Genomic DNA, 25,368 nt, shown 5'->3' on the forward strand with positions numbered 1-25,368 from the left:
CCCCTGAAGGGCCGTGGAAGACCACCACGTTGATAGGCTCCATGTGGAAGCGCAGTAATGCGTGCAGCTAAGGAGTACTAATCGCCCGTGCGGCTTGACCATATATCACCCAAGCATCCAATAAACCTTCCCTTCTGATACACCCTGAGACAAAATCTCAGGCAGACCAGTTTAAACTTGTCTGGCGGCCATAGCGCAGTGGAACCACCCCTTCCCATCCCGAACAGGACCGTGAAACACTGCAGCGCCTATGATAGTTGAGGGCCTCCCTCCGCGAAAGTCGGTCACCGCCAGACACCTATACCTTAGCCCTGCTTCTTTTTGAAGCAGGGCTAATTTTTTGTCAGAATGCCCTTTGGGGTCATGCGTCATTGCCCGCTGCGGAGCCGGATGCCCAGGCCCACTGAAAATTGTATCCCCCCAACCAGCCAGTCACATCCACAACCTCCCCAATAAAATAAAGTCCGGTGACGATTCTGGATTCCATGGTGCTGGAGGAAAGTTCGGCAGTATCTATACCGCCGAGGGTTACCTCAGCTTTACGATACCCCTCTGTACCACTCGGAAGAATGGACCATTGCTGCAACTTTTGGGCAATAGAAGCCAATTCCAGGTCTGGGTAATTACCCAGAGGCTGATTGTGCCAATAAAGATCGCACATGGTTTGGGCAAGACGGTTGGGCAGTATTTCGGACAGCACACTTTTCAAGAAGGATTGCGGTTTTTGCATTTTTAGTTGGCATAAATACGCATAAACATCCAGTTCTGGCAGCAAATCAATCTCAAGAGCTTTACCTTCCTGCCAGAAGGATGAGATCTGCAAAATGGCCGGGCCACTGAGGCCGCGATGGGTGAACAATAACCCGGCACGAAAATGCTGCTTGTTGAAACGGGTTTCTGCAGAACTTAAAGACACTCCGGCAAGGCCACTTAATGGTTCATGAGCACGGCCAGTCAAAGTGAGCGGCACCAATCCCGGTCGGGTATTTTGTAGGTTATGACCAAACTGTCGCCCCAATTGATAGCCGAAACCACTGGCTCCCAGGCTGGGAATGGACAGTCCGCCGGTGGCTATGACCAGGGATTCCGCACTGAAATCTCCCTGATTGCTTTTGATATGAAAAATACCTTTCTCTTTTTTGCAGGAAATTATGTTGCACTGCTTGTGGATATCCACATTGGCTGCTTGGCACTCTCCAGCAAGCATGGCCACAATCTGTTTGGAGGATCCATCACAAAAGAGCTGTCCGGCTTCTTTTTCATGATAGGCGATCTGGTGTTTTTCAACCAGTTCGATGAAATTTTCCGGGGTATAGCGAGCCAAAGCAGACTTGGCAAAATGTCTGTTTGTGCTGAGATAGTTGGCAGCACTTACGGACAGGTTGGTAAAATTACAATGGCCACCGCCAGACATCAGAATTTTTTTGCCGATACGATTGGCATGATCCACAAGAATGACTTTGCGGCCACGCTGTCCCGCTGTAATTGCGCACATCAATCCGGCGGCACCAGCACCAATGATGAATACCTCTGTATGCTCTGACATGATCGTTTGTGGAGTCCTTCAATCGGAAGGTTGACAATACCAACCGGTCGGTTCTAGATTGTGATGAGTTATTTTATAACATCAAAGAGGTGAGTATATGGATGTCATTACCGCAGTCCAGCAACGTCGTGCAACGAAGTCCTTTGATCCGCATCATCAGATGTCTGCCGAAACCAAAAGAACGCTTCTGGAGCACGCTTCTTTAGCGCCCAGTGCCTACAACATTCAGCACTGGCGGATTGTGGATGTGCAGGATCCGCAGCTGCGTGCGGCCATTCGTGAACAAGCCTGGGGTCAGGCACAGGTCACCGATGCATCGGCGCTCTTTGTTTTATGTGCAGATCTGGAGGCCTGGCAGGAAGATCCGCAACGGTACTGGGCGACTTCTCCGCAGCCGGTCCAGGATTTTTTATTGCCGAAACTGGATGAATACTATCGCGGAAAGCCGGAAATTGCGCGGGATGAAGCCATGCGTACCCTGGGTATTTTTGGAATGACGCTGATGTTGTTGGCCCAGGATCTTGGTTATGATTCCTGTCCGATGGATGGTTTTGATTTTGACGCCGTGGCGGAACTCATTCATTTGCCCGAACATTATGCAATCGGATACATGATTGCCGTGGGGAAAGGGACCGAAAATGCCTGGGAAAGAAATCGGGTTGATATCCAGTCACTGGTAAAAACAGATCATTTTTAGTGATCCAAGGGGCTAAAGTACTATAATCCAGTTCCAGTTGATACGGGCAGGATTATCCTGCAGGAGAGAGGGCAATGCCAGTCAATGAAGGAAGCGTGGATCGTCTGGTCCGGGTGATTGTGGGCTTGGTGATTATTGTGGTTCTCGCAGTATTCTTGCACGGTGAAAACAAATGGTGGGCGGTGCTTGGGTTGGTGCCGCTGATTACTGGAATCACTGGTTTTTGTGGGTTGTATACATTGCTGGGTATCAAAACCTGCCCGGCAAAAAAGCATTCCTGAGATCAGGGTGTATCCTCCTTAGCTCAGTATAAGGTTTAGTGAAAACAGAAGGCACGGTCGTCCCGTGCCTTTGGTTTATCAGGCATGGCAAGGAAAAACATTGCTGCATAAAAGACGACTGATTTTTATCCTGGGCATGTTAAGTGCCTTTGGCCCGATGTCTATTGATATGTACCTTCCCAGTCTGCCGACTCTGTCCCGTTATTTTACAGCGCCACATCTGGCAGTGCAGTTGACCCTGGCGAGTTTTTTTGTGGGACTTTCTCTGGGGCAGCTGTTTTTTGGGACGCTTTCGGATCGTTTTGGACGCCGCCGACCTCTGTTGCTGGGACTGATAATGTATGTGCTGACTTCGGCTGGCTGTGCTTTATCTCCCTCTATCGGGGTGCTGATCGGTCTACGTTTTGTGCAGGGGCTGGGAGCATGCGCAGGTCTGGTGATTTCCCGGGCCGTGGTGCGTGATCTGTTTACCGCCAAGGAAGCGCCACATATTTTTGCCGCCATGATTCTGGTGATGGGCCTTGCTCCTATTATTGCGCCGTTGATGGGTGGGTACTTGCTGGTCTGGTTGGGATGGCAGAGTATTTTCTGGTTTTTGACGGTATTCGGGTTGCTTATTTTTGGGCTGGTTTACCTGGGCTTGCGCGAAAGTCATCAGCCCACAACGGAACATTCCCTGGAGGTAAGCCAGGTTTTGCGGCGTTACCATGCGCTCTTGCAGGACAGGCGTTTTATGGCTTTTTCTTTGGTTTATGCCATGTGCTACGGCGGCATGTTTGCGTATATTGCCGGATCGCCCTTTGTGTTTATTGATCTTTATAAGGTCCCGGCCAACAGTTTTGGCTGGATATTCGGTGCCAATGCCTTGGGTCTGGTAGTAATGTCACAACTCAACCGAATCCTGCATCGGCGCTACACAGCGGAAGGAATCCTCCAGACGGTGGTGATCATTCAGTTGCTGACGGGTATCGTCTTGTTTGTCATTGGTTATTATCCAGAAATCAGCATGTTTGTCATTATGCTGCCGCTGTTCGTCTATGTAGCGAGCATTGGTCTGGTCGGCCCCAATGCCACGGCACTGGCCATGGCCGGGCAAGGCGCTCATGCGGGCGGTGCCTCAGCACTGCTCGGAGCCATGCAGTTCACGGCTGCATCTGTTTCTGCCATGGTTATTGGCAGTATGGTCATGCACAGTGCGTTTCCATTGGGCATTACCATTTTGGGGTGTGCTGCTGTTGCGGTGGTCGGTTTGCGCTACGCCCGCAAGCTGCAAGATCCCGCCCTGCTCATGAAAAGCTGACTGGACTTTTTAGCAGGAACCCGGCCGGCATAACCATGCGTCACTAACCTGACCATTGGCATCAAGACGCACATGCGCCTGTCCCTGTTGTCGCAGACGCTGATCTCCAGCAGCTCCAAAGGGGACCAGTTCTTCAAAATCAAACTGACAAAGCACAATCACTTCATTGCCCACATGCTCGGGAAGACTGCAGTGACACTGTGCACCCTCCCTGAGAGCTACTCCGCCCATGCTGGTGAAGCTGGCCAGCAGTTGTTTTTGTTCCAGATAGTCCAATATGCCCGACTGGACGACGGGGGCTTCCCAAATATTCATTAGAGGGCTCCTCAAATGCGCTACAAATGATGGTCTATACTATACAGCGTAGTTCAATGATGACATTGTGTGCTGCCGTGCCGTGCCGTGCCGTGCCTGGATTCTGGAAAGGGGGCTTTTTGTATTTTCCGACAAAAATCGCACTTTGGGGGAATCGGCAATGATGGCGAGTCCTGCCCTGATAGTTGGGATTTTTGCCGCTGCAGTGTTGCTGGTATTGATGATTATTCTCTGGATATCGGGTCTGCTCGGCGGACAACACCCCAATCGCAATAAAAACATTCCTTTTGAAAGTGGGCTGGGAGCCAACACCAGTACGCATCCGCGAACCCCCGTTGCTTTTTATCTTCTGGCCGTTTCCTTTCTGGTGTTTGAGCTGGAAGCCGCTTTTCTTTTTGCCTGGGCAGTGGCTTTTCATGCCCTGGGCTGGGGACCGGTTGTGGCTGGACTGGCTTTTATGGTGATCCTGGGTCTGGGCTTGTTTTATGAGTGGCGTATGGGAGGTTTGCAATGGCATTAGCTCCGGGTCCCTTGTCTTTGCTGGTGGGCAAATTTGAAGAAATACTGGCTTGGAGTCGGGCAGGTTCTCTCTGGCCCCTGAATTTTGGTACTTCCTGCTGTTTTATTGAAATGGTGGCTGCCGTGACGCCCCGCCATGATTTGTCGCGATTTGGTGCCGAGGTGCTGCGTGGCTCGCCCCGGCAGTCGGATGTGCTGATCACTTCAGGGACGATTTTCGTGAAAATGGCGCCCATGATTCTGGAGATATATGAACAAATGCTGGAGCCCAAATGGGTAATTTCCATGGGCTCCTGTTCCAATTCCGGAGGCATGTATGATGTCTACAGCGTGGTCCAGGGTATTGATCGACTGCTGCCCGTAGATATTTATGTGCCGGGTTGTCCACCCCGTCCGGAAGCCCTGATGGACGGTTTGTTATTGTTGCAGCAGAAAATCCGGCGTAATCCTCCCCGGATATTTCAGCGGGAGCTGACCCATGCTTCTGGCTGAGATGCTGCAAAAGCACTTTGCTGCGAGTCCGGTTACCGATGGGCGGGATGGCTGGCCGGATTTTCTGCTGCCTGAAGAGCAGTTGCTGCCGGCCATGCAATTCCTGCATGAACAAATGCAACCGTCTTTTCCGATGTTGCTGGATTTGACGGCCGTGGATGAAGGACCACAGGGTGCCTCAGAGGCTGCACAATATACCTTGACCTATCATCTGCACGGACTGGAGGGTTGTGGTGCCCTGCGTTTGCGGGTGACACACGCCGACGCCGAGCTTCCGGTACCGTCGATAACCGGTATTTTTGCCAATGCCAATTGGTATGAACGGGAAGTGTACGATCTGTTTGGTCTAAAGTTCAGTGGTCATCCGGATTTGCGGCGCATTTTACTCCCGCCCCTCTGGGAAGGGCACCCGCTGCGAAAAAGCGAAGCCATCCGTGCCACAGAGCGCCCCGCCTATCGTTTGAGTAAAACCGATTTGCAGGAAGCACTCAAAGCCTACAGCGACGAGGTGTCAGCTCCGGAATCCGGGCAGACGGTACTGAATGTTGGCCCACATCATCCCGGAACCCACGGAATTTTGCGCTTTGTACTGAAAATTTCCGGGGAAAAAATTGCCAGCGTGGACCCCGATATTGGTTATCACCATCGGGGTGTGGAAAAAATAGCCGAAGGACATACGTTCCATAATTTTATTCCCTATACCGACCGGGTGGATTATCTGGGGGGAATCCTGGGTGAGTTTCCCTATGTCCGTGCGGTGGAGATGCTGGCGGATTTGCAATTGCCGGATCGTGCCGAAGGTATCCGGACCTTGTTGGCGGAAATCTGCCGGATATCTTCCCATTTGGTGTGGCTGGGCAGCTATGGAAATGATCTCGGCACCATGGGACCGGCATTTTATGCGTTTCGGGATAGGGCGTTGTTGCTCGATCTGATCGAAAAATATACCGGCGGGCGCCTGCACCCACAGTTTTTTCGGATTGGTGGAGTAGCGGCTGACTTGCCGGAGGACTGGCGCGCTGATCTGCTGCAAGTCCTCCAGAAAGTGGAGTCGGGTTTGCGGGATACGGAGACGCTCACCGTAGGGAATCCCATTTTCCGTGCCCGCACTCAGGGGATTGGGGTGTTGTCAGCGGCGCAGGCGGAAAAGTGGGGCGCATCGGGTATTGTCTTGCGCAGTACGGGCAAAGCCTGGGATATGCGCAAAGCAGCACCCTACGGGCTATACGATGCTCTTGATTTTGAGGTACCGACCTCCACTGATGGGGATGCTTTAGCCAGAACCCAACTGCATATTGATGAGATTCGCGAAAGTATCGGGATGCTTCGTCAGCTCGCCGACAAAATGCCGGATGGTGCGACTCTGGCTGCTGACGCCCGGTATGCCCTGCCACCCAAAGACCATACCTTGCGGGATATTGAAACGCTGATTCATCATTTCGAGCAGATGGCGGGCGAAATTGGTCCTCCTGCAGGACAGGTACTGAGCATCACCGAGTCAGCGCGCGGCATGCTCGCCTATTACATTGTGGCTGACGGTAGCGCCCACCCATACCGGCTAAGGGTACGGACTCCTTCCTTCCCCCACGTCCAGCTGATTACCGAACTGGGGCGCGATACGGCCCTCCCCGATTTTATTGCCACGATTGGATCCATAGATTATGTCCTCGCCGACCTCGATCGTTGACTTGAATGATGCATCGCTTCTCGCCAGGTTGCAGGATCTGGTGGCGGCGTCACCGGTTCCGGAAGCTGCCATCAGTGAAGTCCTGCAGGTCCTGCAAAAGGCCCGAGGCTACATTGACGGGGATGCATTGCGTCTGGCAGCGTCTTTGACCGGGTTGAGTCCGGTCAGGGTCGAAGAGCTCTGCACCTTTTACAGTCTGGTGTTGCGTGAACCGGTGGGCACCCATGTTCTGCGCATCTGTGACAGCATCGCCTGCCATATGGCCGGAGCTCAGGATATCCTGACTCAAGCCCGCCAGCATTCGGGCGTGGATCTCGGTGAGGTCAGTCGCAGTGGCAAGCTGACGGTGATACCGCATGTCTGCATTGGCCTCTGTGATCGGGCCCCCGCCCTGATGGTGGATGATCAGGCGCTGGGTCCGGTGGATACCCAGACATTGACCCGGCTTTTGGCACAACTGGAGGCGGATATATGGAAGCCATCCTGAGCCGGCATTTTGCAGATCGCGATCCGGCAGATCTGCGCGTTTACCGGGATGCCGGTGGGTATGTGGGGCTTGCAAGAGCCGTGCAGATGGATCCCGCTGATATTATTGCGGAACTGGAAAAATCCGGACTTCGGGGTTGTGGTGGTGCGGGCTTTCCGACGGGCCTCAAATGGCGGCTGCGCGGAGTTGATGCTCCTGAACCGCGTTATCTGGTTTGCAATCTGGATGAAACCGAGCCGGGCAGTATCAAGGACCGGGCTCTGCTTTTCGGGGCTCCGCACCATATTCTGGAAGGCATGTTTATTGCGGCGCACGCTCTGGGGGTGCGCTATGCCGTCGTTTTTGTACGGGGTGAATATGCAGCAGGTGCCCGTGTTCTGGAAAAAGCGCTGCATCAGGCCCGCGAGGCAGGACTAATGCGCTTGCCTGATGGCGATTTGCGCCTGGATATTCATGTTTCTTTGGGACGCTATATTTGTGGCGAAGATTCGGCCATTCTCAATGCCATTGAAGGCAAACGCGCAAATCCGCGTAAAAAACCGCCGCATATCAGTCAGCAGGGGCTCTGGCAGCAACCGACCACCGTCAACAACGCCGAAAGCATTGCGCATTTGCCGGGTATTTTTGCGCATGGCGCGGACTGGTTTCGCAGTCTGGGTGTCAATGGCGGCGTGGGCAGCAAATTGTACAGTGTCTGCGGCCCTGCAAAACGCCCCGGTGTTTTTGAATTGCCCATGGGAACGACCGCTCAGGAAATACTGTTTGAACATGCAGGAGGTTTGCTGCCAGGGCGCACTTTGCGCGCGGTGTTGCCGGGTGGCTCCTCCACACCCTTTCTGATGCCCGAACACTTTGATACGCCCATGCATTTTGATGCAGTGGCCAAAGTCGGTTCCCGACTGGGCACCGGGGGCTTTATTCTGATGGATGATCGGCAGTGCCCCGTCGATTTTCTGGTGGCGACGACCCGTTTTTTCGCGCGCGAATCGTGCGGGTTCTGCACCCCCTGCCGGGAGGGCCTGCCCTATGTGCGCTGGTTGCTGGAGCGGATTGAGGCTGGAGAAGGCAGTGCCGAGGATATTGCGACCCTGCATCAGCTCGGTGGGCAAATTGCGCCCAACAGTTTTTGTGCGTTGGCTCCGGGAGCGCTGATGCCGGTGCTTTCGGGTTTACATGCCTTTGCGGATGATTTTGAGACGCATGTTCGTCTGGGTCATTGTCCATATCGGGGGCCTCAATCATGAAGCATGTATTTTTTCTGGATGGCCAGGAGATCCCCTTCATCCCTGGACAGAACGTGCTGGAGGCGGCTATTGCTGCCGGAAAAAATCAGCAGATCCCCTATTTTTGTTTTCATCCCGCCTTGGGAAGTCTGGGGGCTTGTCGGCAATGTGCCGTGAAAATGTACGCCCATGACAGCAAACACCCACCCCGGATTACCATGGCCTGCCTGCTGCCGGCCAGCGATGGCCTGCAACTGGTTACTCTGGAAGACGACGTGCATACCGAGCATCGGGAAATCATTGAGCTATTGATGACCAACCATCCGCTTGACTGTCCGGTCTGTGATGAGGGTGGACAATGTCATCTTCAGGATATGACGGTGCAGACCGGACATAGCGTGCGCCATTACAGCGGTCCGAAGCGTACCTATCGCAATCAGGACCTCGGTCCTTTGGTGTATCAGGAAATGAATCGCTGTATTACCTGCTATCGCTGCGTGCGTTTTTATCAGGATGCTGCCCAGGGTGAGGATTTCGGGGTGTTCGGCTCCCGCAACCGGGTCAGCTTTGGTCGCCTGGAAGATGGGCCGCTGGAAAGTCCTTTCAGTGGGAATCTGGTCGAAGTCTGTCCGACGGGCGTATTTACGGACAAGGTTTTTCGTCATGATTATGTCAGGGTTTGGGATTTGCAGCAGGGTCCTTCGGTATGTCCCCATTGTGCGGTGGGTTGTAACACGACTCCCGGAGCGCGTCTGGGAACCTTGCGCCGCATACGAAACCGCATACGGCCGGAAATAAATGGTCACTTCCTCTGTGACCGGGGTCGTTATGCTTTTCCCTACGTGACGGCAAATTCCCGGCCCCTGCAGCCCCGCCTGATGGGCGAAACCACTCGTCAGGATGCCGTCTTGCGTCAGCTGGCCAGCCGTCTGGAAGAAGGACGCAGTGGCTTCCTGGGCTCCCCGCGCGAAGATCTGCAAAGTAATCTGGGTCTTTTTGCGTTGGCAGACTGCCTGCATGCGCCTTTTGCTGCGGTAACCAGTTCCTGGGCAGAAGCTCTGGCGCAACAATGTCTGGCACTTCCGCAGGCGCCCAGTTTGCAGGAAGTGGCGGCGGCCGACCGCATTGTGGTCATCGGCGATCTGGACAGCATTGCCCCCATGGCGGGTTTTGCCGTACGTCAGGCATTGCGCCAGGGCGCACGCTTGACGGTGCTGGCCAGCAGCCGGACCGAATTGGCCCAAAAAGGGGATTATCGGCCTTTACGCCCCAGTGCCTTGCGTGATCAGGTTGCCCAATTAGCGGATGATCCCTGTTTGCAGGGGGGGCGGTTTCCAGTGCTGTTGGCCACCGCAGAAACCCTGGGTCCATCTGGTTTGTATGCACTGCGCAAAACCCTGGAAAAACTGCCTGCCAACGCCCGGGCCGGTGCTTTTGTCAATCGACCCAATTTGTTTGGGGCCGCCTATTTTGCGGCAGACGGTCATACCGAGCGCCTGCAGCAGGCCTTGCGGCAACGCAAAATCAATCATCTGCTTTGTCTGGGCGCTGATCCCTTGGGCGAGGACTGGGGGGCGGGTACCTGGCGCACACTCGCTCCAGGTCTGGATGGTCTGACCTTGCTGGATATGGTTGATTCGGAAACGGCCAGAAGCGCAGAAGCCTTGATACCCGTGGCGGCCTTTCCCGAGCGGGCCGGTTTATTTGTAAATTATGAAGGCCGGATTCAGGCGTTTTCACCGGTTTATCGCCGCGAGGCGCTGGTGCTGCACTCGGCTGTGCAGGGCAGCGGCTTTCCTGAGGCCGCCGGTGGCTTGAAGCACCCGATCGGTCCGCCGCCGCCATTGTTTTGGCTGGGTCGTCTGGCGGAAATGCTGCACTTGCACGAAGCCTGGCAAAAACGGCTGGATTTTTATTTGCATTTTCTGTGTCCTGAACGGCCAGACCCGGAGGGTCCCGGAGTTTTGTTGCCAGACACTATTCGTGCCCGCTTTGAAATCGCAGCAGTTCCGGCAACCCGGACGGTGACGCCCGAGCAATGGGAACTCGATATTTTTCGCTGGTATGGTGGGGAAACGCTGGCTGATACGGCCGACGAACTGCATTCTCTGGCTCCGGCCCGGGGTTTGCGGGTGCATCCGGATGTTCAGGCCGTGGCTGCTACTTTGCATGGTCCTTGCGGAGACTTGCAGTTGCCGGTTATTGCCTGCGCAGAAATGGTCCAAGGGGTTATTGCCATTGATCAGGAAGGTTTCGCCGAACTGGGCTTATATCCTGGTGATCCCGTCGAAGTCAGCTGGGAGCAACGCCAATGATGCTTTTTCTGATGGCTCTGGGCATGTTGTTTACCACCTTGGTTTTACTCGGCGTGGCGGGTTTTCTGGTATTTGCAGAGCGGCGGGTTCTGGGTTTTCTGCAGAATCGTCTGGGCCCCAATCGACTGGGTCCTCTGGGCGTTGGCCAGGCGCTTGCCGATGCCCTCAAGTTGATGAGCAAAGAAAATTTTGTGCCCGATTTTGCCGATCCGGTACTTTACCGGACGGCGCCGGTTCTGGTGGCTTTCAGCGCTTTGGCCAGCTTTGCCGTGGTACCGCTGGATCATCATTTTTCCTGGGCAGGCAACTGGAATATCGGTTTGTTGTTCATTCTGGCCATGAGTTCTCTGAACGCCTATGGAGTATTTCTGGGGGGCTGGGCTTCGGGCAACAAGTTTTCCCTGCTGGGCGCAGTCCGGGCAGTGGCCCAGTTGGTCAGCTATGAGTTACCCATGGGACTGGCCCTTTTGGGTGTGGTTTTGCTGAGTGGATCGCTGTCCCTCAACGGGATTGTCGCGGCGCAAAATCTGCCCTATATCGTCCTTCAGCCTCTGGGTTTTGTCATTTTTCTGATAGCCGGTGTAGCGGAAACCCACCGCCTTCCCTTTGATTTGCCCGAAGCAGAAAGCGAATTGGTGGCCGGATTTAATACAGAATACGGGGGGATGCGCTTTGGCTATTTCTTCCTGGGAGAGTATCTTGGCCTGACCTTGATCGCAGTGCTGACGGCATTACTTTACCTCGGCGGCTGGCATGGTCCCTGGCTACCCGGATGGATCTGGTTGCTGATCAAGACGGCAGCGGTGATTTTCGTGTTTTTCTGGTTGCGGGCGACCTTGCCCCGACCACGTTATGACCAGCTAATGGCCTTGGGCTGGAAAGTGCTTCTGCCACTGGCCCTGTTCAATGTGCTTGCGACAGCTTTGGCGGCAGCTTTGTGGAGGCTGGCATGAGGGTCTGGCGCAATATCTCCGAACTGGGTGCAGGGCTGTGGACGACCTTGCGTCAGCTGGGCCGAACTTCAACCGTCAGTTATCCTGAGGAGCCTTTGAACTTGCCGCCACGCTGGCGGGGACGGCCCGTACTTACGCGTGATCCCGACGGTGATGAGCGCTGCGTTGCCTGCCAGCTTTGTTCAGCGGTATGTCCGACGCGTTGCATTGAATTGCAAGCCGGAGAGCGCCCTGACACGCGCCGCTATCCACTGACGTTCCGCATTAATTTTTCCCGGTGCATTTATTGCGGCCTCTGTGAGGAGGCTTGTCCGACGCTGGCCATCCAGCTCCTCGATGAATTTGCTTTCAGTAAAGAACACCACGCTGATTTTATCTACGAAAAAGAGGCGTTGCTCATTGACGGGACGGGTAAGCATCCGCATTACAATTTTTATCGGCATTCCGGAGTGGCGCTGCAAGACAAGGATAAAGGTGAGGGCATCAACGAAAAAACGCCCGTCAATGTCCGGAGTAATCTGCCATGACAATTTTTCTGATCTTGCTGTTATTGTTGATCATTCTCACAGCGGGAGCCGCGTTGCTGGTGGTCCGTGATCCCATGCATGGCGCGGTGAATCTGGGCGTCAGCCTGCTGGCCTTGAGCATTCTGTTTCTGGTGCTGGGAGCACCTTTTGTCGCTGCTCTGGAAGTGATGTTGTATGTGGGCGCTATTCTGGTCCTTTTTCTTTTTGCCATCATGTTGTTACGCACTCCGCTGACGATCCGGGAAGAACCGCGCTGGCGCCGGGGTTTTTGGTGGCCAGCGGTGCTGGTGGTTCTGCTGACGGCAGTCCTGATCCTTCTTTTCAGTCGTCGCCCGGATCTGATGGTGCTTATTCAGGAAATAGGCCCAGGCACAGTAGGGCGTGCCCTTTTTGGTCCCTATCTCTGGCTTACGGAGTCTGTGGCGCTGCTGCTCTTTGCCGTGATTGCCGCCGTGCTGGCCATTCATCGGAGGGATGATCATGACGCTTGAACTCGCACTGGTGATTGCCGCATTACTTTTTGTGACTGGAATGGCGTTGATCATTTTGCGCCGCAATCTCATTTTTTTGTTGCTGGGCATTGAGTTGCTCTTTAACGCTGCCATGGTCATTGCCCTGGCCGGAGGTGCCCGCTGGCATTCTGTCACCGGGCAAGTACTGGTGGTGTTCATGATGGCGCTGAGCGGTGCGGCCCTGGCTTTGACCCTGGCCTTGTTGTTGCGCGTCAAACAGGAACTGGGCGGGGATACGGTAGATGACCTGCGGCAGCTTCGGGAGGAAGTCGATGAATGAGTGGCTTTTTCTAATCCCTGGTTTTCCTCTGCTGGGGGCGTTGCTGAATAGCATTTTTGGGGAGCATTTTTCGCCACGGCAAATAGGTCGCATGGCCGCAACCATGCCCTTCCTGTCTACCCTGGTGGTATTTGCAGTCTGGATGACCCACGGTCGCGACCCGAATCTCCATGAACAGGTCTGGACCTGGATTTCGGTGGGTAATTTCCATGCCAATATAGGCTTTCATGTAGATCAAGTGACTTTGGTCATGATCAGTATTGCCTCCTTTGTAGGTTTTCTGATTCATCTGTTTTCCCAGCAATATCTGAACGGGGATTACGGCGAGCGGCGCTACTATTTTTATTTGAACTTATTTGTGGGCGGAATGCTGATTCTCACCATGGCAGATAACCTGCTGCTTCTGTACCTGGGCTGGGAGACGGTCGGCTTGTGTTCTTATGCCCTGGTGGCGCACTGGTATCGCAAACAGGAAAATGCCTGGGCCGGGCGCAAGGCATTTGTGGTGACCCGTATTGGGGATACGGCCCTGGCATTGGCAATATTTATCCTGTTTGCCGAATATCACACCCTCAATTACCACACCCTGTTTGCGGCTGTGGCGGCCCGCCCCGATCTGCTGGCCCTCACCATAGCGGGGATTTTGGTGTTGATTGGTGCTGTCGCCAAATCTGCGCAGTTTCCTCTGCATATCTGGTTGCCGGATTCCATGGCCGGTCCCAGTACGGTCTCCGCCCTGATTCATGCGGCTACCATGGTCACTGCTGGCGTGTATTTGTGTATTCGTCTGTACCCTATTTTTGCAGCAGTCCCCGGGATGCTCTGGGTGATCGGGTTGAGCGGGGCTTTTACCGCCCTGTATGCGGCAAGTTGCGGTATTGCTCAGGTGGACATCAAGCGGGTGCTGGCCTACTCCACCATCAGCCAGCTGGGCTACATGTTTCTCGGGGTGGGCATTGGTGCTCCTTCACTCGGCCTTTTCCATCTGCTTGTACATGCCTGTTTCAAAGCACTGCTGTTTATGGGGGCAGGTGTAGTCATTCTCATCTACAGTGATAATCATGATATTCGCCAGATGGGCGGTCTCAAAAAGCAGCAACCCTTTTTACGCTGGACGTTTCTGGCGGGTATTTTTGCCCTGGCTGCCGTACCTGTCATTTCGGCTTCTTTCTATAGCAAGGACGCCATTATTGCTACGGCTTTTATCGTCCCCGGTGGCAAGCTGCTCTGGGTGCTGGCATTGCTGGGCGCGGTATTTACGGCGATTTATGCGTTTCGGCTTTATTTTCTGGTGTTTGAAGGCCCGGAAAAGCTGGGCGAGCCCTATCAGATGGGTTGGGGCATGAAAATTCCTCTGGGAATCCTGGCCGTTGCCAGTATTGGTATTGGCTGGCTGCAGTTTCCGCCGGGCTGGCCAGGCCCGAAAATCTGGTTACCCTGGCTGGCTCCAGAGTTGGGCATGCCGCCAGCCCCGTCGGGGGATGTGAATATTTTTCTGCAAGTGGCGGGTTCAGTGGCCACCCTCATTGGTATTGCCATTGCCTACAAAGCCGCACAATGGGAGCGTGAAGGTCGTGGCCTCAGTCGCATAGCCTTTCTTTTCAATGCCTGGTTTTTCGACCGGATTTTTCTACGCATTTTTCCGCCCATCTGGTACGCATTTGCGCATATCCTGGACCGGCTGATTGAGCAGGGCGGTTTTCAACTGATGCTGCTCGGCGGGTTGAGAGATGGTTTCGGGCTTGGTAGCCGTGCTCTGGAAGCGGGTGAAAATGGCCTGATCAGTCGCTATGCCAGTGGCATGATTCTGGGTCTGGTGGTACTGCTCTTCATCGCCTGGGGGTACTTGTTGTGATCCTGGTAACGGTGTTGATTGTTCTCCCCTGGGGTGCGGCGCTGTGGCTTTCTGCGCAAAAACAAAGTGGTCAGTACTTTGCCATGAGCATCGCGCTGGTCGAATTGTTGTTGGCGTTGATTCAGCGTTTTGCCCCCGGAGCCAGCGGCACTTTAGGGCATGCTCTCCATATCCCTTATCTGGGTAGTCTTTGGACCTTGCACGCTGGCCCTCTGGGCAGCACCCTGGCGCTTCTGTGCGCTTTGCTGATTCCGGTGAGTCTGGCTTTTGCCTGGCGCTTACCCGAATTCCGGGTGCTGGCGAGTGCCGTGCTGGTGATGTCCGGGGCTTTGTTCGGGATATTTTTCGCTCAAAATGTCCTGATGTTTTATATTTTTTATGAAATCCTCGCGTTGGCGGGAGCTTTCCTGATTTTGCGCAGTGGTCACAAAAGTCGTGCTGCTGCCCTACAGTTTTTGTTGTACACCTTCGTTGGGTCCTTACTTTTTCTGGTCGCACTGGTTGTGGTTTATGTCCTCCACGGTCAGCAGACTGGAATCTACAATTTTTCCATTTTGCAGCTTGCTGACACCCGTATTACCGGGGGTCTCGGTATCTGGCTGTTTTTGGGTATGGTCGCCGGCCTGGCGGTCAAAATGCCACTTTTCCCTCTGCATAGTTGGGCGGGTACTGGCTACGGCAATGCCGCGCCGGCGGGGAGTGTGTTTCTTTCGGGGGCCGCCGTGACAGCGGGTGCCTATGGCCTGATTCATTTTGCTATCCCCATGCTTCCCCAGGCGGCACTGGAGTTTGCCCCGGTCGGCATTATTCTCGGTGCAATCGGGACCCTGTATGGGGCCTTCCTCGCCCTCAATGCTGCCAACCTTCGCCTTTTCGCAGCCTGGGCCAGTGTCAGCCACATGAATCTGGTGGCTCTCGGACTGTTTGCCCTGCAAACGCAGGCCATACATGGCAGTGTGTTTTTGCTGATTGCGCACGGCGTGGTTTCGGCAGGACTGTTCGGCGTAGTCAGCATTATGGAAAGCCGGGGTTTGACGGGAGAATGGTCAGGGCTGGGAGGCTTGTTTCGACGCGCGCCCCGTCTCGGTGCCTGGATGCTTTTTTTCTTTCTGGCGGGAATGGGGCTGCCGGGGCTAGCCAATTTTCCTGGAGAGTTTCTCAGCCTCGCAGGGGCCTTTCGGGTGTTGCCTTGGGCTGCTGGACTGGCGACCTTGGGGATCCTCGCGGGTGTGGTCTATTTTTTACGTGCCTACGAGCGGATCATGCTGGGTCCGCTGAACGGAACCTTGCCGGATAATCTGGTGGATTTGCAGCAGAGCGAGTGGTTGCTGTTCTGGGTGCTGGGACTGCTGACCTTGTGGCTCGGCCTGGATCCCCAGATCATTCTTGCCCATCTGGGTACCCTGCTCTCCATGCATAGTGGAGATGTCATTGCCGGAGGTGGTCATGGCTTATAGTCCAACCTTGCTGCCATTACTCATAGTTGCTGCTGCGGCACTGATTGCTTTTCTCGCAGATGCCCTGCGGCTGGGTCGACTCATGCCCTGGTTAGGCGGAATCAGCAGCATTGCTGCTGCAGCCAGTATTTTCGTCGAGCATATGGCTCTGGGAGCTGATCTGTACTGGGATCTCAGCGCCACTCTTCTCGGTGTCTATTTGAGCCTTGCCATGGCGGCGGGACTGTTTTTTATTACCTTTCATCCACTTTCCCGAAAAATGACAGGCAGTTTGGTTGGGCTGTTGCTGACTATGTTGGCGGGTAGTCTGATTTTGGTGAGTGCCCAGAATCTTCTGTTGATGTTTGTTGGTCTGGAGCTGCAGGTGTTACCTTTTTTTGCGTTGCTGGCCTGGCCTGGCAGCGGCCGCGCAGCCGTAGAATCCGCCTTTAAATATGCGGTGCTGGCCGGGCTTGCATCGGCCCAGTTTGCCATTGGAATTGCCTTGATTTATCTGGGTGATGGCAGTCTGGCAGTGATTCCGCCAATGGGTGATATGACATCCAATGTATTCGGATTGATGGGCGTGCTGGCCTTACTGGCCGCTTTGAGTTTTGAGATTGCCGCCGCGCCTTTTCATGCCTGGGTAGCAGACATTTATCAAGGCGCGCCAGCGCCATTTCTGATTTTTCTAGGTGGAGTGGCAAAAGTCGCCATCATGGGGGCGCTGATTACCCTGGCGGCGGCAACACCAAAGCTGGAAATACCCATTGCCGTTATTGCGGCAACCAGCATTGTAGTGGGTAACGTCCTGGCTTATCGCGCCGGACATTTGCGAAGAATGTTGGGCTATTCGGCTATTGCCCATGCCGGTTATTTTCTGGCCGCCCTCGCGGTCGGCCCCTTGGGTATCATCGCAGGCGCTATTTATGCCTTGGTGTATGGCCTGATGAACATGGGGACTTTCATGGGCCTGTCGGCGCTGCCGGAAAACAGCATTGCCATCCCCTGGGCGGCATTGCGGGAGCGCCAACCAGTACTGGCCGGGCTTCTGGGTCTGACTTTGCTCTCGCTGGCTGGAATGCCGCCCAGCATAGGTTTTTTTGCCAAATTGCTGGTCATTATCGCCGATGTGCACGACCAGGTCTATTGGTTGGCCATTCTGATTGCTCTCGGTAGCGCCTTTTCTTTTGCTTACTATCTCAGTACCTTGTGGAAGCCGTCCGTGCTCAGCAACCCCGACCGCCTGCTGCATCGGCGCAGTTGGGAGACTTTTGCCGCACTGGGCATATTGATCCTGCTATTCGGCTGGTTGCTGGCGCCCTTGGGGATGGGTTGAGAAGATTGCGTCTTCACCAGCCCGTATATGCCTTGACATGGCCCCGTTTCATCGCTAATCTCCCGCCCCTCAGTGAAAAACCCGAAGCCGGAGTTTTGTGATGAAGACCTATTCTGCCAAGTCTCATGAAGTACAGGGAGACTGGTTCGTCGTAGATGCGACCGATAAAGTGCTGGGCCGTCTTTCTGTAGAGGTGGCTACCCGCCTGCGCGGTAAGCATAAGCCCGAATTTACCCCCCATGCCGACATCGGGGATCATATTATTGTGATCAACGCGGACAAGATTGCGGTGACCGGCAACAAGGCCAAAGACAAGATGTACTATCATCATACCGGCTATGTCGGCAATCTGAAGAGTGCTTCTTTTGAAAAGATGATGGAAACGCATCCAGAGCGGATTATCGAAATTGCCGTCAAGGGAATGCTTCCAAAAAACTCCCTGGGCCGCGCTATGTACCGGAAACTCAAGGTTTACAGTGGTTCCGAGCATCCCCATTCTGCGCAACAGCCTCAGACTTTAGATATTTAAGGTGAGCACTATTATGGAACAATATTACGGCACTGGTCGGCGCAAAAGCGCAACTGCACGGGTTTATTTGCGTCGTGGCTCTGGCAAGATCGTCATCAACAAGCGCAGCCTGGAAGAATACTTTGGTCGCGAGACATCGCGTATGGTAGTCATGCAGCCACTGGAACTGACCGGGCACGGCAGCCAGTTTGATATTCTGGTGAATGTCAGCGGTGGTGGTGCCAGCGGACAGGCTGGTGCCATTCGCCATGGTATCACCCGTGCCCTGATGGTTTATGACGAAACCTTGCGGCGTCCGCTCCGTGGCGCGGGTTTTGTGACCCGGGATGCTCGCGAAGTGGAACGTAAGAAGGTCGGCAAGCATAAGGCGCGGCGTAGTCATCAGTTCTCCAAGCGTTAATAAAACCGCTTCGGATCGGAAAAGCCGCCTAAGGGCGGCTTTTTTGTTGGTTTATGACAGGGGGTTGCAGCATGATTCGTGCAGGCATTGTGGGTGGTACCGGCTACACCGGAGTGGAATTGTTGCGCTTGTTGCTTCCTCATCCCGAAGTGGAAGTGCAGGTCATCACCTCTCGTGTTGAAGCGGGAGAACGCGTAGATACCCATTTCCCCAATCTGCGGGGCGTGTGTGATCTGTATTATACAGCCCCCGATCCAGAGACTCTGGCAAAGCTGGATGTCGTATTTTTTGCGACGCCCCACGGGGTGGCCATGGATAGTGCCCCGGACCTGCTGGCGCATGATGTGCGCGTTATTGACCTCGGTGCTGATTTTCGGCTGGCCGACGCGGAAGCTTTTGCGCACTGGTATGGCATGGCGCATCGGGCGCCTGAGGCGTTGCGTGCAGCTTGTTATGGGCTGCCGGAATATTTTCGGGAGAACATCGCCCAATCACGCCTGATTGCCAATCCCGGATGTTATCCAACCGCAGTCATTCTGGGATTCGCTCCCTTGCTGGAGGCGGGATTACTGCATCAAGACACGCTGATTGCCGATTGCAAATCGGGGGTGAGCGGTGCGGGCCGCGCTGGACGGGTGAACCTGATCGTGCCGGAAGCCGCAGATAGTGTCACTGCCTACGGAGTGAGTGGTCACCGTCATCGTCCCGAAATTGAGGCGACTCTCTCAAAACTGAGCGGGGAGATGATTGAACTACAGTTCACGCCGCACCTGATGCCCATGATACGCGGGATTCATGCCACCTTGTACGGACGCTTGCAGCACCCGTTGAGTGACACCGCCTTGCAAACCTTGTTTGCAGAGCGTTACGCGCAGGAGCCATTTGTTGATGTGCTGCCATTTGGCAGTCATCCGGCAACGCGCTCCGTGCGCGGGGCCAACGTTTGTCGTATTGCCGTTCATCAGCCGCGCCCGGGGCAGGTGGTCGTTCTGTCTGTTATTGATAACCTGGTGAAAGGTGCGGCTGGGCAGGCAGTTCAGAACATGAACCGGATGTTCGCCCTGCCGGAAACGCTTGGTTTGACACAAATTGCCTTACTGCCATAGTGTTATGTGAGTAGTCTGGTCAAAGATGCGTTTTGTCTGGATCCAATAAATCTTGCTCTTTTTCACATTTCAGTCCGAATATTCCATCAATCAGCAAAAAATCGTCGGAATTTAAGCCCCGCACGATTGTGCGAGGCTTCTGGGCGGATTAACTCCCCAACCCTCCATTTTTGAGTATGGAATAGCGTGAAGAGCTCAGCCGTCTGATGCTGGTGGCAGGTCCCCAGGTTCTGGAATCGCTGGATGCTCAGGGCATTTTTCTTGATCTGTCGTTCAATGTAGACCGCGATTTTATGGTTGGGCATGATGGTGTGACTTGTTTTACAGGATCCCAGTGTACACATTGCCCTGAAGAAGCTTTAGGCGACAAGGCAACGTGATAAAAAACCAGCAGTTTCCGATTTAAGGTACATTACTGTGGTTGTTTGGCTACAGGGGGTATTTTTAACCGATTGAAAAATATAGGTGCTTGGCTGGCAAGCTTCTTGCTGATGTGATGGGTTAGTCAGATAGCTCTCGGGAATCTCCATGCTTATCTGCAAACGTATATATCTTGATGAGTCTGACGGCTCAAGGAGGCCACATGATAAAGATATGGACGCACCCCCTTCATCGTTTACCGCAACTTGTGGCATTTGTAGGCATATTTGCCGGATTGAGCAGCCCTGCCTGGGCGGATGGTGATTTGTCCCTGGGCGTTGCTGTTCCTGGTTTAAGCGTGTTTTTAGGGAATAATCCCGGTTATTATGCCGCACCTGTTTACGCGCCTCCGCCAGTATATTATGCGCCGCCACCGCGCCGTGTGTATTATGTTCCAGCGCCGCCACCTCCGCCCGTGCGTTATCAGTTGCCCGGGTACTATGTGCAGCCAGCGCCCATTCGCTATTACCGGCCCCGCCCTTGGGAGCATCACGGTCCACCGCCGTGGGCGGGTCGTTGGCGGCATGATGATGATCATGATGGCTGGAGACATTAGTTTCATCTGCCCAGTGGTTCACTGAGCCAGAAAAATACAGGAGTAAGTTGAGTGAAAATGAATGCTGAGGTTTTGGAGCGCGGCTCCAGAAAAAGTGGATGGTTGTTGGTCGCATTGTGTGTGGTTGCACTGAGTGGTTGTGCAAACATGAGCCCCACCGGCCAACGGGCACTCAGTGGTGGTGCTATTGGTGCTGCCGGAGGGGCCGTGTTGGGCACGGTTGTTGCCGGCAATCCTGCGGTGGGTGCAGCCGTGGGTGGTGCGGTGGGTGCCGGAGTTGGTGCGGCGCTGCCCAATATTGAAAGAACCTTAAACGGGAATTAACCAGAAAACTTCCCCGACGTTATGTACTCAAACCCCGACATCATTTATGCCGGGGTTTTTTGTGGGCGCAATTTACTGTCGCACCAATTTAATGCGTTGGGCACCAAAGTGGTGCATAACAGGCTTATAATTTTCTTGGGGGTTATAATTTTAAATATAAAAAAGTACTACAAATCAAAGCCATGAATAAAATTATTGTGTGGGCATGCATTTTGCTTTTTGACAACAGGCTTGATTTTTTTCATACAAACCAAGGAGTCAACATGTCGCACTACAGCACTAAAAATCGCTATTCGTTTTTACGTCGTTCAATTCTCGCCAGCATGCTGATGGGGCTGCCATTGGTCGCCAGTGTGGCGGACGCCAGTCCATTATCTTTGCCGAATCCCCTCAAATTCTGTGCCGGACCATTGGGTCAACTGGACGTGCAAGGGGTAGCCAGCGGCATGGCCTTTTATCAGGATAATCCTCCCGGAGGTGGGTATACTGAGGCTGACTATGCAGGTTTATTAGGGGCAAAGCGGGTCGGCGCTTCTATCACCAATGGTATGGTGATCATCCAGAAAGAAAACGGTCCAATTCAGTTTTACATTCAAGCGGGGGCTTACAGCTTTCCAACACTTGCAGAACCTATTTCTTCTGCATCAACTAATATACAAGAATTCGGTGCATTACCAGTAGCCTATTTAAAAATAGCACCATCTTCAAATTACTCCATGGAAATCGGACAGTTGCCCACCCTGATTGGCGCTGAGAGTGCTTTTACCTACCAGAATATCAATATTGAGCGCGGTTTGCTCTGGGATATGGAGCCCATCATTAGTCGTGGAATCCAGATTAATGGTAGTGCGGGGCCGTTGAGTGCGTCGATTGCCTGGACGGATGGGTATTTTTCGAATCGCTATAATGTGATGAGTGGTCTGCTTAGTTATGCGATCAACGGCTCCAATACGCTCAGCTTTTATGCGCAAGGCTCTTTGGGGAAATCCCGTCTAAGTTCTAATGATGTAGCTTATAGTGCCTTAGGTAATGAAAGCCAGATTTATGGTGTCGAATATGAATATAGTTCGGGACCATGGATGATTGAACCTTATTTTCAGTATATGCATACGCCAACTGCACCGTTGTTGGGCGTGAATCATGCGTTCGACAATTATGGTGGAGCATTATTGGCTGATTACAGCTTTACTAAAACAATCTCTCTCGGTACCCGAGTGGAATATCTGCGGGTTGGTGGGCCGTTGACTAATGGTGCGACAAGCGGAGCGGCTGCAACACTCACCGGGCTTCCATCCGATTCCCACGCATGGTCCATCACCCTCACCCCGACCTACCAGAGTGGTGGTTTCTTCGCCCGCGCTGAACTTTCTTACGTGACTGCCTCCGCACCTGCTGGACTCGGTTTCTCCGGCGCTGAGGGAACCAACACCAATCAACTGCGTGGCATGGTCGAAACCGGCTTCATGTTCTGATCGGTCTATTCATCAAAAGGGAGCCTCGCTGCTGCGGGGTTCTCCATCTAACGTATTTTGAGTTCAGGAGAATCCAAACATGAAACATGCTGCGCAATTATCCAGGTTACTGCTATTGGGGTCCGTTGTTGCCGCCTCGGGCTGTGGTTTATATGAGGTGACACCTTGCCCGGCTGGTCCTGCTCCGGTAGCCCCAGTGGTTTCTGCACAGACACCACCACCGCCGCCTGCACCTATCGCCCCGGTAGAGCGTACGGTGCTGGAAAGTAAGCCCATCACCATTACCGGTATCAATTTCAAAACCGGTTCTGCGCAGTTGATGGGGTCGGATATTGGCGTCCTCGATAAGGTGGCCGGTTTCGCCAAAATGCACCCGGATGCCACCCTGCATATTAATGGTTATTGCAGTAAAACAGGAAGTTATGCCTATAACTACAAGCTGTCCAAGGCGCGTGCGGGCAGTGTTGCCGGTTATCTCGAAAAGCGGGGTGTTGCTGCGGATCGCATGATGGTCAAAGGCTACTCCTATGAAGATCCCATTGCTACCAACACGACCCCGGCTGGTCGTTTCAAAAACCAGCGGGTTGAAATCAATTCCAGTGTCATGGTGCGTACTACCGTCAAATAAAGTTTTATGACGGCCGTTTGCGCTTTTTTGTGATGGCCCGCTTGGTCTTTATCAAGCGGGTTTTTTAAAGATACGGCGTTGGAATGCCCCACGCGATATCCACTACTCTTGACGCTTTGCAGTAGCCTAGGCCATCATCTCCATGACTTTGGCTGAATTTTCACTATGACCACGTCTGCGGACGCGGTCCATTATTTTGTCTGGGAGGACCATGGACGCCACGGACCAGAAGCGCCTGTTGCGTGAAATGCTTTTTGCCCGCCGCTTTGAAGAACGCTGTGCGGAGGCTTATCACGAACGCCAGATTGGCGGTTTTTTACACCTTTATCCGGGTGAGGAAGCCTGCGCGATTGGTGTTTTAGAGAAAGCCCAAACGGGTTCTGATTATGTGGTGACCGGGTATCGGGACCACATTCATGCCCTTAAATCCGGCATGGACCCCAAAGCGCTGATGGCCGAGCTTTTCGGTAAGGAAGCCGGTTGCTCCAAGGGCCGGGGTGGTTCCATGCACTTGTTCGACCCAGACGTGCATTTTATGGGCGGTTACGCGTTGGTTGGCGGGCCCTTCCCGCTGGCAGCCGGCTTTGCCAAGGCGATCCAGTTGCGCGGTGGTCAGGAAATCTCCATCTGTTTTCTGGGGGATGGTGCCAACAACCAGGGGACCTTCCATGAAACCATGAACATGGCAAGCCTGTGGAACCTGCCGGTGCTGTTTATCTGCGAAAACAACCTGTATGGCATTGGTACGGCCATTGAGCGTTCGACGGTGGAAATCAACCAGTACAAACGCGTGGCACCTTACGGCATCGAAGCAGCGCAATGTGATGGGCAGGACATTGATATTGTCATGGCACATGCCGAAAAAGCCGTAAATTATGTGCGCGAACAACGCAAGCCCTATTTCCTGGAACTCATGACCTATCGATTGCGCGGCCATTCCATGTCGGACTCCGGTGCCTATCGCAGCAAGGAAGAAGTAGAAGAATGGGCGCAACGCGATCCCATCGGCATTTACAAGCGTCGTCTGGTAGAAGCCGGCGTGGTGACTGAAGATGAATTCCATGCCATGGACAAGGCGGTTCAGGACGAAATCGAGAACGAAGTGGTGCGTTACGCTATTGAATGCCCGGAACCGCGCGTCGAAGATGTAACGCGTTACGTCTATACCGAAGGAGGTAACAACCATGGCTGAATTAATGTATTGGCAGGGAATTCTGCGTGCCCACGATGAAGAAATGGCACGTGACCCGCTGGTATTTGCCATGGGTGAGGATATTGGTGTCGCTGGCGGTACCTACAAGGCGACTTCAGGACTTTTCGCCAAATATGGTGAACAGCGGGTTATTGATACCCCTATTTCCGAAAATAGTTACACCGGCATTGGTGTGGGTGCCGCCATGGTTGGTGCCCGCCCCATAGTCGAAATCATGAGTGTGAACTTTGCCTGGTTGGCTATGGATCAGCTCATGAATAACGCGGCGAAAATTCATTACATGTCGGGTGGACGGATTCGTTGTCCCTTTGTCATGCGCGTTCCCGGTGGCACGGCGCATCAGCTGGGTGCCCAGCATTCGGCGCGGATGGAAAAAGTATTCATGGGAATTTCCGGCCTGCGCGTGGTGACTCCGGCTACCCCCCGGGATGCTTATGGCTTGCTAAAAAGTGCCGTACGTTCAGATGATCCGGTGGTGATTATCGAACATGAAAGCATGTATAACCTCAAGGGCGAAGTGCCGGACGAGGAGTTTTTCACCCCGCTGGAAGGAGTGGAAATCATGCGTCCGGGTAAGGACGTCAGCATTTTTGCCTACAACATCAGTGTGCATTGGGCATTGGACGCGGCCAAAAAACTGGCCAGCGAGTATGGTATTGATGCTGAAGTGATTGATTTAAGGGCCCTGAAACCTTTGGATCGTGCCGGAATTGCTGCCAGTGTGTGCAAAACTCATCATGCCATCATCGTGGAAGAAGACGAAGCTCCGGTCGGTGTTGGTTCGGAAGTCATGGCCATCATCAATGAAGAATGCTTTTTTGATCTGGATGCGGCGCCGGTGCGAGTGCATGCCCTGGATATTCCCATTCCCTACAATCATCGCCTGGAAAAGGCGGCGATTCCCAATGCCGGGGATGTGATTGCTGCGGTAAGGAAGATGTTTGGCCGCTAAGGCC

27 protein-coding genes and 2 rRNA genes are annotated in these 25,368 nt (G+C 53.8%); 27 read left to right on the forward strand and 2 right to left on the reverse strand.

Going from position 1 to position 25,368, the window contains the following annotated elements:
- Together H7F11_RS14395 and rrf are read left to right on the forward strand one after the other, a co-directional pair.
- Positions 1 to 102, forward strand: a 23S ribosomal RNA gene (locus tag H7F11_RS14395); the annotation flags it as partial.
- A gap of 78 nt (positions 103 to 180) precedes the next feature.
- Positions 181 to 296 (forward strand): 5S ribosomal RNA (gene rrf, locus H7F11_RS14400).
- A 65-nt stretch (positions 297 to 361) separates the two neighbouring features.
- On the opposite strand, the gene H7F11_RS14405 is transcribed toward rrf, so the two are convergent.
- Complete coding sequence (locus H7F11_RS14405; protein WP_193650817.1) at positions 362 to 1,546, reverse strand: NAD(P)/FAD-dependent oxidoreductase; 1,185 nt, start codon at positions 1,544 to 1,546, stop codon at positions 362 to 364.
- A 97-nt stretch (positions 1,547 to 1,643) separates the two neighbouring features.
- Between H7F11_RS14405 and H7F11_RS14410 the strand changes: the two genes are divergently transcribed.
- The 3 genes from H7F11_RS14410 to H7F11_RS14420 all read left to right on the forward strand — a co-directional run bounded on the left by H7F11_RS14410 (position 1,644) and on the right by H7F11_RS14420 (position 3,824).
- The gene (locus H7F11_RS14410) at positions 1,644 to 2,243 is read left to right on the forward strand and encodes a nitroreductase family protein (RefSeq protein ID WP_193650818.1); all 600 of its coding nucleotides are present in this window, start codon (positions 1,644 to 1,646) and stop codon (positions 2,241 to 2,243) included.
- A gap of 74 nt (positions 2,244 to 2,317) precedes the next feature.
- On the forward strand, positions 2,318 to 2,524 hold the full coding sequence (locus H7F11_RS14415) for a DUF2892 domain-containing protein (RefSeq protein WP_193650819.1): 207 nt from the start codon (positions 2,318 to 2,320) through the stop codon (positions 2,522 to 2,524).
- Between the two features lie 100 nt (positions 2,525 to 2,624).
- Positions 2,625 to 3,824 (forward strand): Bcr/CflA family multidrug efflux MFS transporter, encoded by a 1,200-nt coding sequence (locus H7F11_RS14420; protein ID WP_227485540.1) that lies wholly within the window; start codon positions 2,625 to 2,627, stop codon positions 3,822 to 3,824.
- Between the two features lie 9 nt (positions 3,825 to 3,833).
- Here H7F11_RS14420 and H7F11_RS14425 read toward each other — a convergent pair whose 3' ends face one another.
- Entirely contained in the window at positions 3,834 to 4,139 is a 306-nt protein-coding gene (locus H7F11_RS14425) for a hypothetical protein (RefSeq protein WP_193650820.1), read from the reverse strand.
- A 160-nt stretch (positions 4,140 to 4,299) separates the two neighbouring features.
- Between H7F11_RS14425 and H7F11_RS14430 the strand changes: the two genes are divergently transcribed.
- From H7F11_RS14430 to H7F11_RS14540, 22 genes are all read left to right on the forward strand, one after another.
- Entirely contained in the window at positions 4,300 to 4,659 is a 360-nt protein-coding gene (locus H7F11_RS14430) for an NADH-quinone oxidoreductase subunit A (protein WP_193650821.1), read from the forward strand.
- Positions 4,650 to 5,150, forward strand: coding sequence for an NADH-quinone oxidoreductase subunit B (locus tag H7F11_RS14435; RefSeq protein ID WP_193650822.1), 501 nt, complete (start codon positions 4,650 to 4,652; stop codon positions 5,148 to 5,150). The genes H7F11_RS14430 and H7F11_RS14435 overlap by 10 nt, the downstream gene beginning before the upstream one ends.
- Positions 5,137 to 6,837: an NADH dehydrogenase (quinone) subunit D gene (gene nuoD, locus H7F11_RS14440; protein WP_193650823.1), complete on the forward strand. Its 1,701-nt coding sequence runs from the start codon at positions 5,137 to 5,139 to the stop codon at positions 6,835 to 6,837. Before H7F11_RS14435 ends, nuoD begins: the two co-directional genes overlap by 14 nt.
- Position 6,838: 1 nt before the next feature.
- Complete coding sequence (locus H7F11_RS14445; protein ID WP_227485541.1) at positions 6,839 to 7,324, forward strand: NAD(P)H-dependent oxidoreductase subunit E; 486 nt, start codon at positions 6,839 to 6,841, stop codon at positions 7,322 to 7,324.
- Positions 7,309 to 8,568 carry an NADH-quinone oxidoreductase subunit F gene (locus H7F11_RS14450; protein WP_193650824.1) on the forward strand — a complete coding sequence of 420 codons (1,260 nt, stop codon included), beginning with the start codon at positions 7,309 to 7,311 and terminating at the stop codon, positions 8,566 to 8,568. The genes H7F11_RS14445 and H7F11_RS14450 overlap by 16 nt, the downstream gene beginning before the upstream one ends.
- Complete coding sequence (locus H7F11_RS14455; RefSeq protein ID WP_193650825.1) at positions 8,565 to 10,862, forward strand: 2Fe-2S iron-sulfur cluster-binding protein; 2,298 nt, start codon at positions 8,565 to 8,567, stop codon at positions 10,860 to 10,862. The genes H7F11_RS14450 and H7F11_RS14455 overlap by 4 nt, the downstream gene beginning before the upstream one ends.
- A complete protein-coding gene (nuoH, locus tag H7F11_RS14460) occupies positions 10,859 to 11,815 on the forward strand; it encodes an NADH-quinone oxidoreductase subunit NuoH (protein WP_193650826.1) in 957 nt (318 codons plus the stop codon). The genes H7F11_RS14455 and nuoH overlap by 4 nt, the downstream gene beginning before the upstream one ends.
- Positions 11,812 to 12,342: an NADH-quinone oxidoreductase subunit NuoI gene (gene nuoI / locus H7F11_RS14465; protein WP_024894631.1), complete on the forward strand. Its 531-nt coding sequence runs from the start codon at positions 11,812 to 11,814 to the stop codon at positions 12,340 to 12,342. Before nuoH ends, nuoI begins: the two co-directional genes overlap by 4 nt.
- Positions 12,339 to 12,833, forward strand: a complete 495-nt coding sequence (locus tag H7F11_RS14470; RefSeq protein WP_193650827.1) for an NADH-quinone oxidoreductase subunit J — start codon at positions 12,339 to 12,341, stop codon at positions 12,831 to 12,833. Before nuoI ends, H7F11_RS14470 begins: the two co-directional genes overlap by 4 nt.
- The gene (locus tag H7F11_RS14475) at positions 12,823 to 13,134 is read left to right on the forward strand and encodes an NADH-quinone oxidoreductase subunit NuoK (RefSeq protein ID WP_193650828.1); all 312 of its coding nucleotides are present in this window, start codon (positions 12,823 to 12,825) and stop codon (positions 13,132 to 13,134) included. The genes H7F11_RS14470 and H7F11_RS14475 overlap by 11 nt, the downstream gene beginning before the upstream one ends.
- Positions 13,127 to 14,989 (forward strand): NADH-quinone oxidoreductase subunit L, encoded by a 1,863-nt coding sequence (gene nuoL, locus H7F11_RS14480; RefSeq protein ID WP_193650829.1) that lies wholly within the window; start codon positions 13,127 to 13,129, stop codon positions 14,987 to 14,989. Before H7F11_RS14475 ends, nuoL begins: the two co-directional genes overlap by 8 nt.
- Entirely contained in the window at positions 14,986 to 16,446 is a 1,461-nt protein-coding gene (locus tag H7F11_RS14485; protein ID WP_193650830.1) for a complex I subunit 4 family protein, read from the forward strand. The genes nuoL and H7F11_RS14485 overlap by 4 nt, the downstream gene beginning before the upstream one ends.
- Complete coding sequence (locus H7F11_RS14490; protein ID WP_193650831.1) at positions 16,436 to 17,764, forward strand: NADH-quinone oxidoreductase subunit N; 1,329 nt, start codon at positions 16,436 to 16,438, stop codon at positions 17,762 to 17,764. The genes H7F11_RS14485 and H7F11_RS14490 overlap by 11 nt, the downstream gene beginning before the upstream one ends.
- 100 nt (positions 17,765 to 17,864) lie before the next feature.
- A complete protein-coding gene (rplM, locus tag H7F11_RS14495) occupies positions 17,865 to 18,293 on the forward strand; it encodes a 50S ribosomal protein L13 (RefSeq protein ID WP_010640718.1) in 429 nt (142 codons plus the stop codon).
- Positions 18,294 to 18,306: 13 nt separating this feature from the next.
- Positions 18,307 to 18,693 carry a 30S ribosomal protein S9 gene (gene rpsI / locus H7F11_RS14500; protein WP_010640716.1) on the forward strand — a complete coding sequence of 129 codons (387 nt, stop codon included), beginning with the start codon at positions 18,307 to 18,309 and terminating at the stop codon, positions 18,691 to 18,693.
- Between the two features lie 71 nt (positions 18,694 to 18,764).
- Entirely contained in the window at positions 18,765 to 19,799 is a 1,035-nt protein-coding gene (gene argC, locus H7F11_RS14505) for an N-acetyl-gamma-glutamyl-phosphate reductase (protein ID WP_193650832.1), read from the forward strand.
- A gap of 583 nt (positions 19,800 to 20,382) precedes the next feature.
- Positions 20,383 to 20,775: a hypothetical protein gene (locus tag H7F11_RS14515; RefSeq protein WP_193650834.1), complete on the forward strand. Its 393-nt coding sequence runs from the start codon at positions 20,383 to 20,385 to the stop codon at positions 20,773 to 20,775.
- A gap of 57 nt (positions 20,776 to 20,832) precedes the next feature.
- Complete coding sequence (locus tag H7F11_RS14520) at positions 20,833 to 21,099, forward strand: hypothetical protein (protein ID WP_193650883.1); 267 nt, start codon at positions 20,833 to 20,835, stop codon at positions 21,097 to 21,099.
- Between the two features lie 263 nt (positions 21,100 to 21,362).
- Positions 21,363 to 22,571 carry an outer membrane beta-barrel protein gene (locus tag H7F11_RS14525; protein ID WP_193650835.1) on the forward strand — a complete coding sequence of 403 codons (1,209 nt, stop codon included), beginning with the start codon at positions 21,363 to 21,365 and terminating at the stop codon, positions 22,569 to 22,571.
- Between the two features lie 79 nt (positions 22,572 to 22,650).
- Positions 22,651 to 23,199, forward strand: a complete 549-nt coding sequence (locus H7F11_RS14530; RefSeq protein WP_193650836.1) for an OmpA family protein — start codon at positions 22,651 to 22,653, stop codon at positions 23,197 to 23,199.
- A 211-nt stretch (positions 23,200 to 23,410) separates the two neighbouring features.
- The gene (pdhA, locus tag H7F11_RS14535; protein WP_193650837.1) at positions 23,411 to 24,391 is read left to right on the forward strand and encodes a pyruvate dehydrogenase (acetyl-transferring) E1 component subunit alpha; all 981 of its coding nucleotides are present in this window, start codon (positions 23,411 to 23,413) and stop codon (positions 24,389 to 24,391) included.
- Positions 24,384 to 25,364: an alpha-ketoacid dehydrogenase subunit beta gene (locus H7F11_RS14540; RefSeq protein ID WP_193650838.1), complete on the forward strand. Its 981-nt coding sequence runs from the start codon at positions 24,384 to 24,386 to the stop codon at positions 25,362 to 25,364. The genes pdhA and H7F11_RS14540 overlap by 8 nt, the downstream gene beginning before the upstream one ends.
- Positions 25,365 to 25,368: the final 4 nt, after the last annotated feature.

It is taken from the genome of Acidithiobacillus sp. HP-2 (assembly GCF_015100155.1).
Taxonomy (GTDB): domain Bacteria; phylum Pseudomonadota; class Gammaproteobacteria; order Acidithiobacillales; family Acidithiobacillaceae; genus Acidithiobacillus.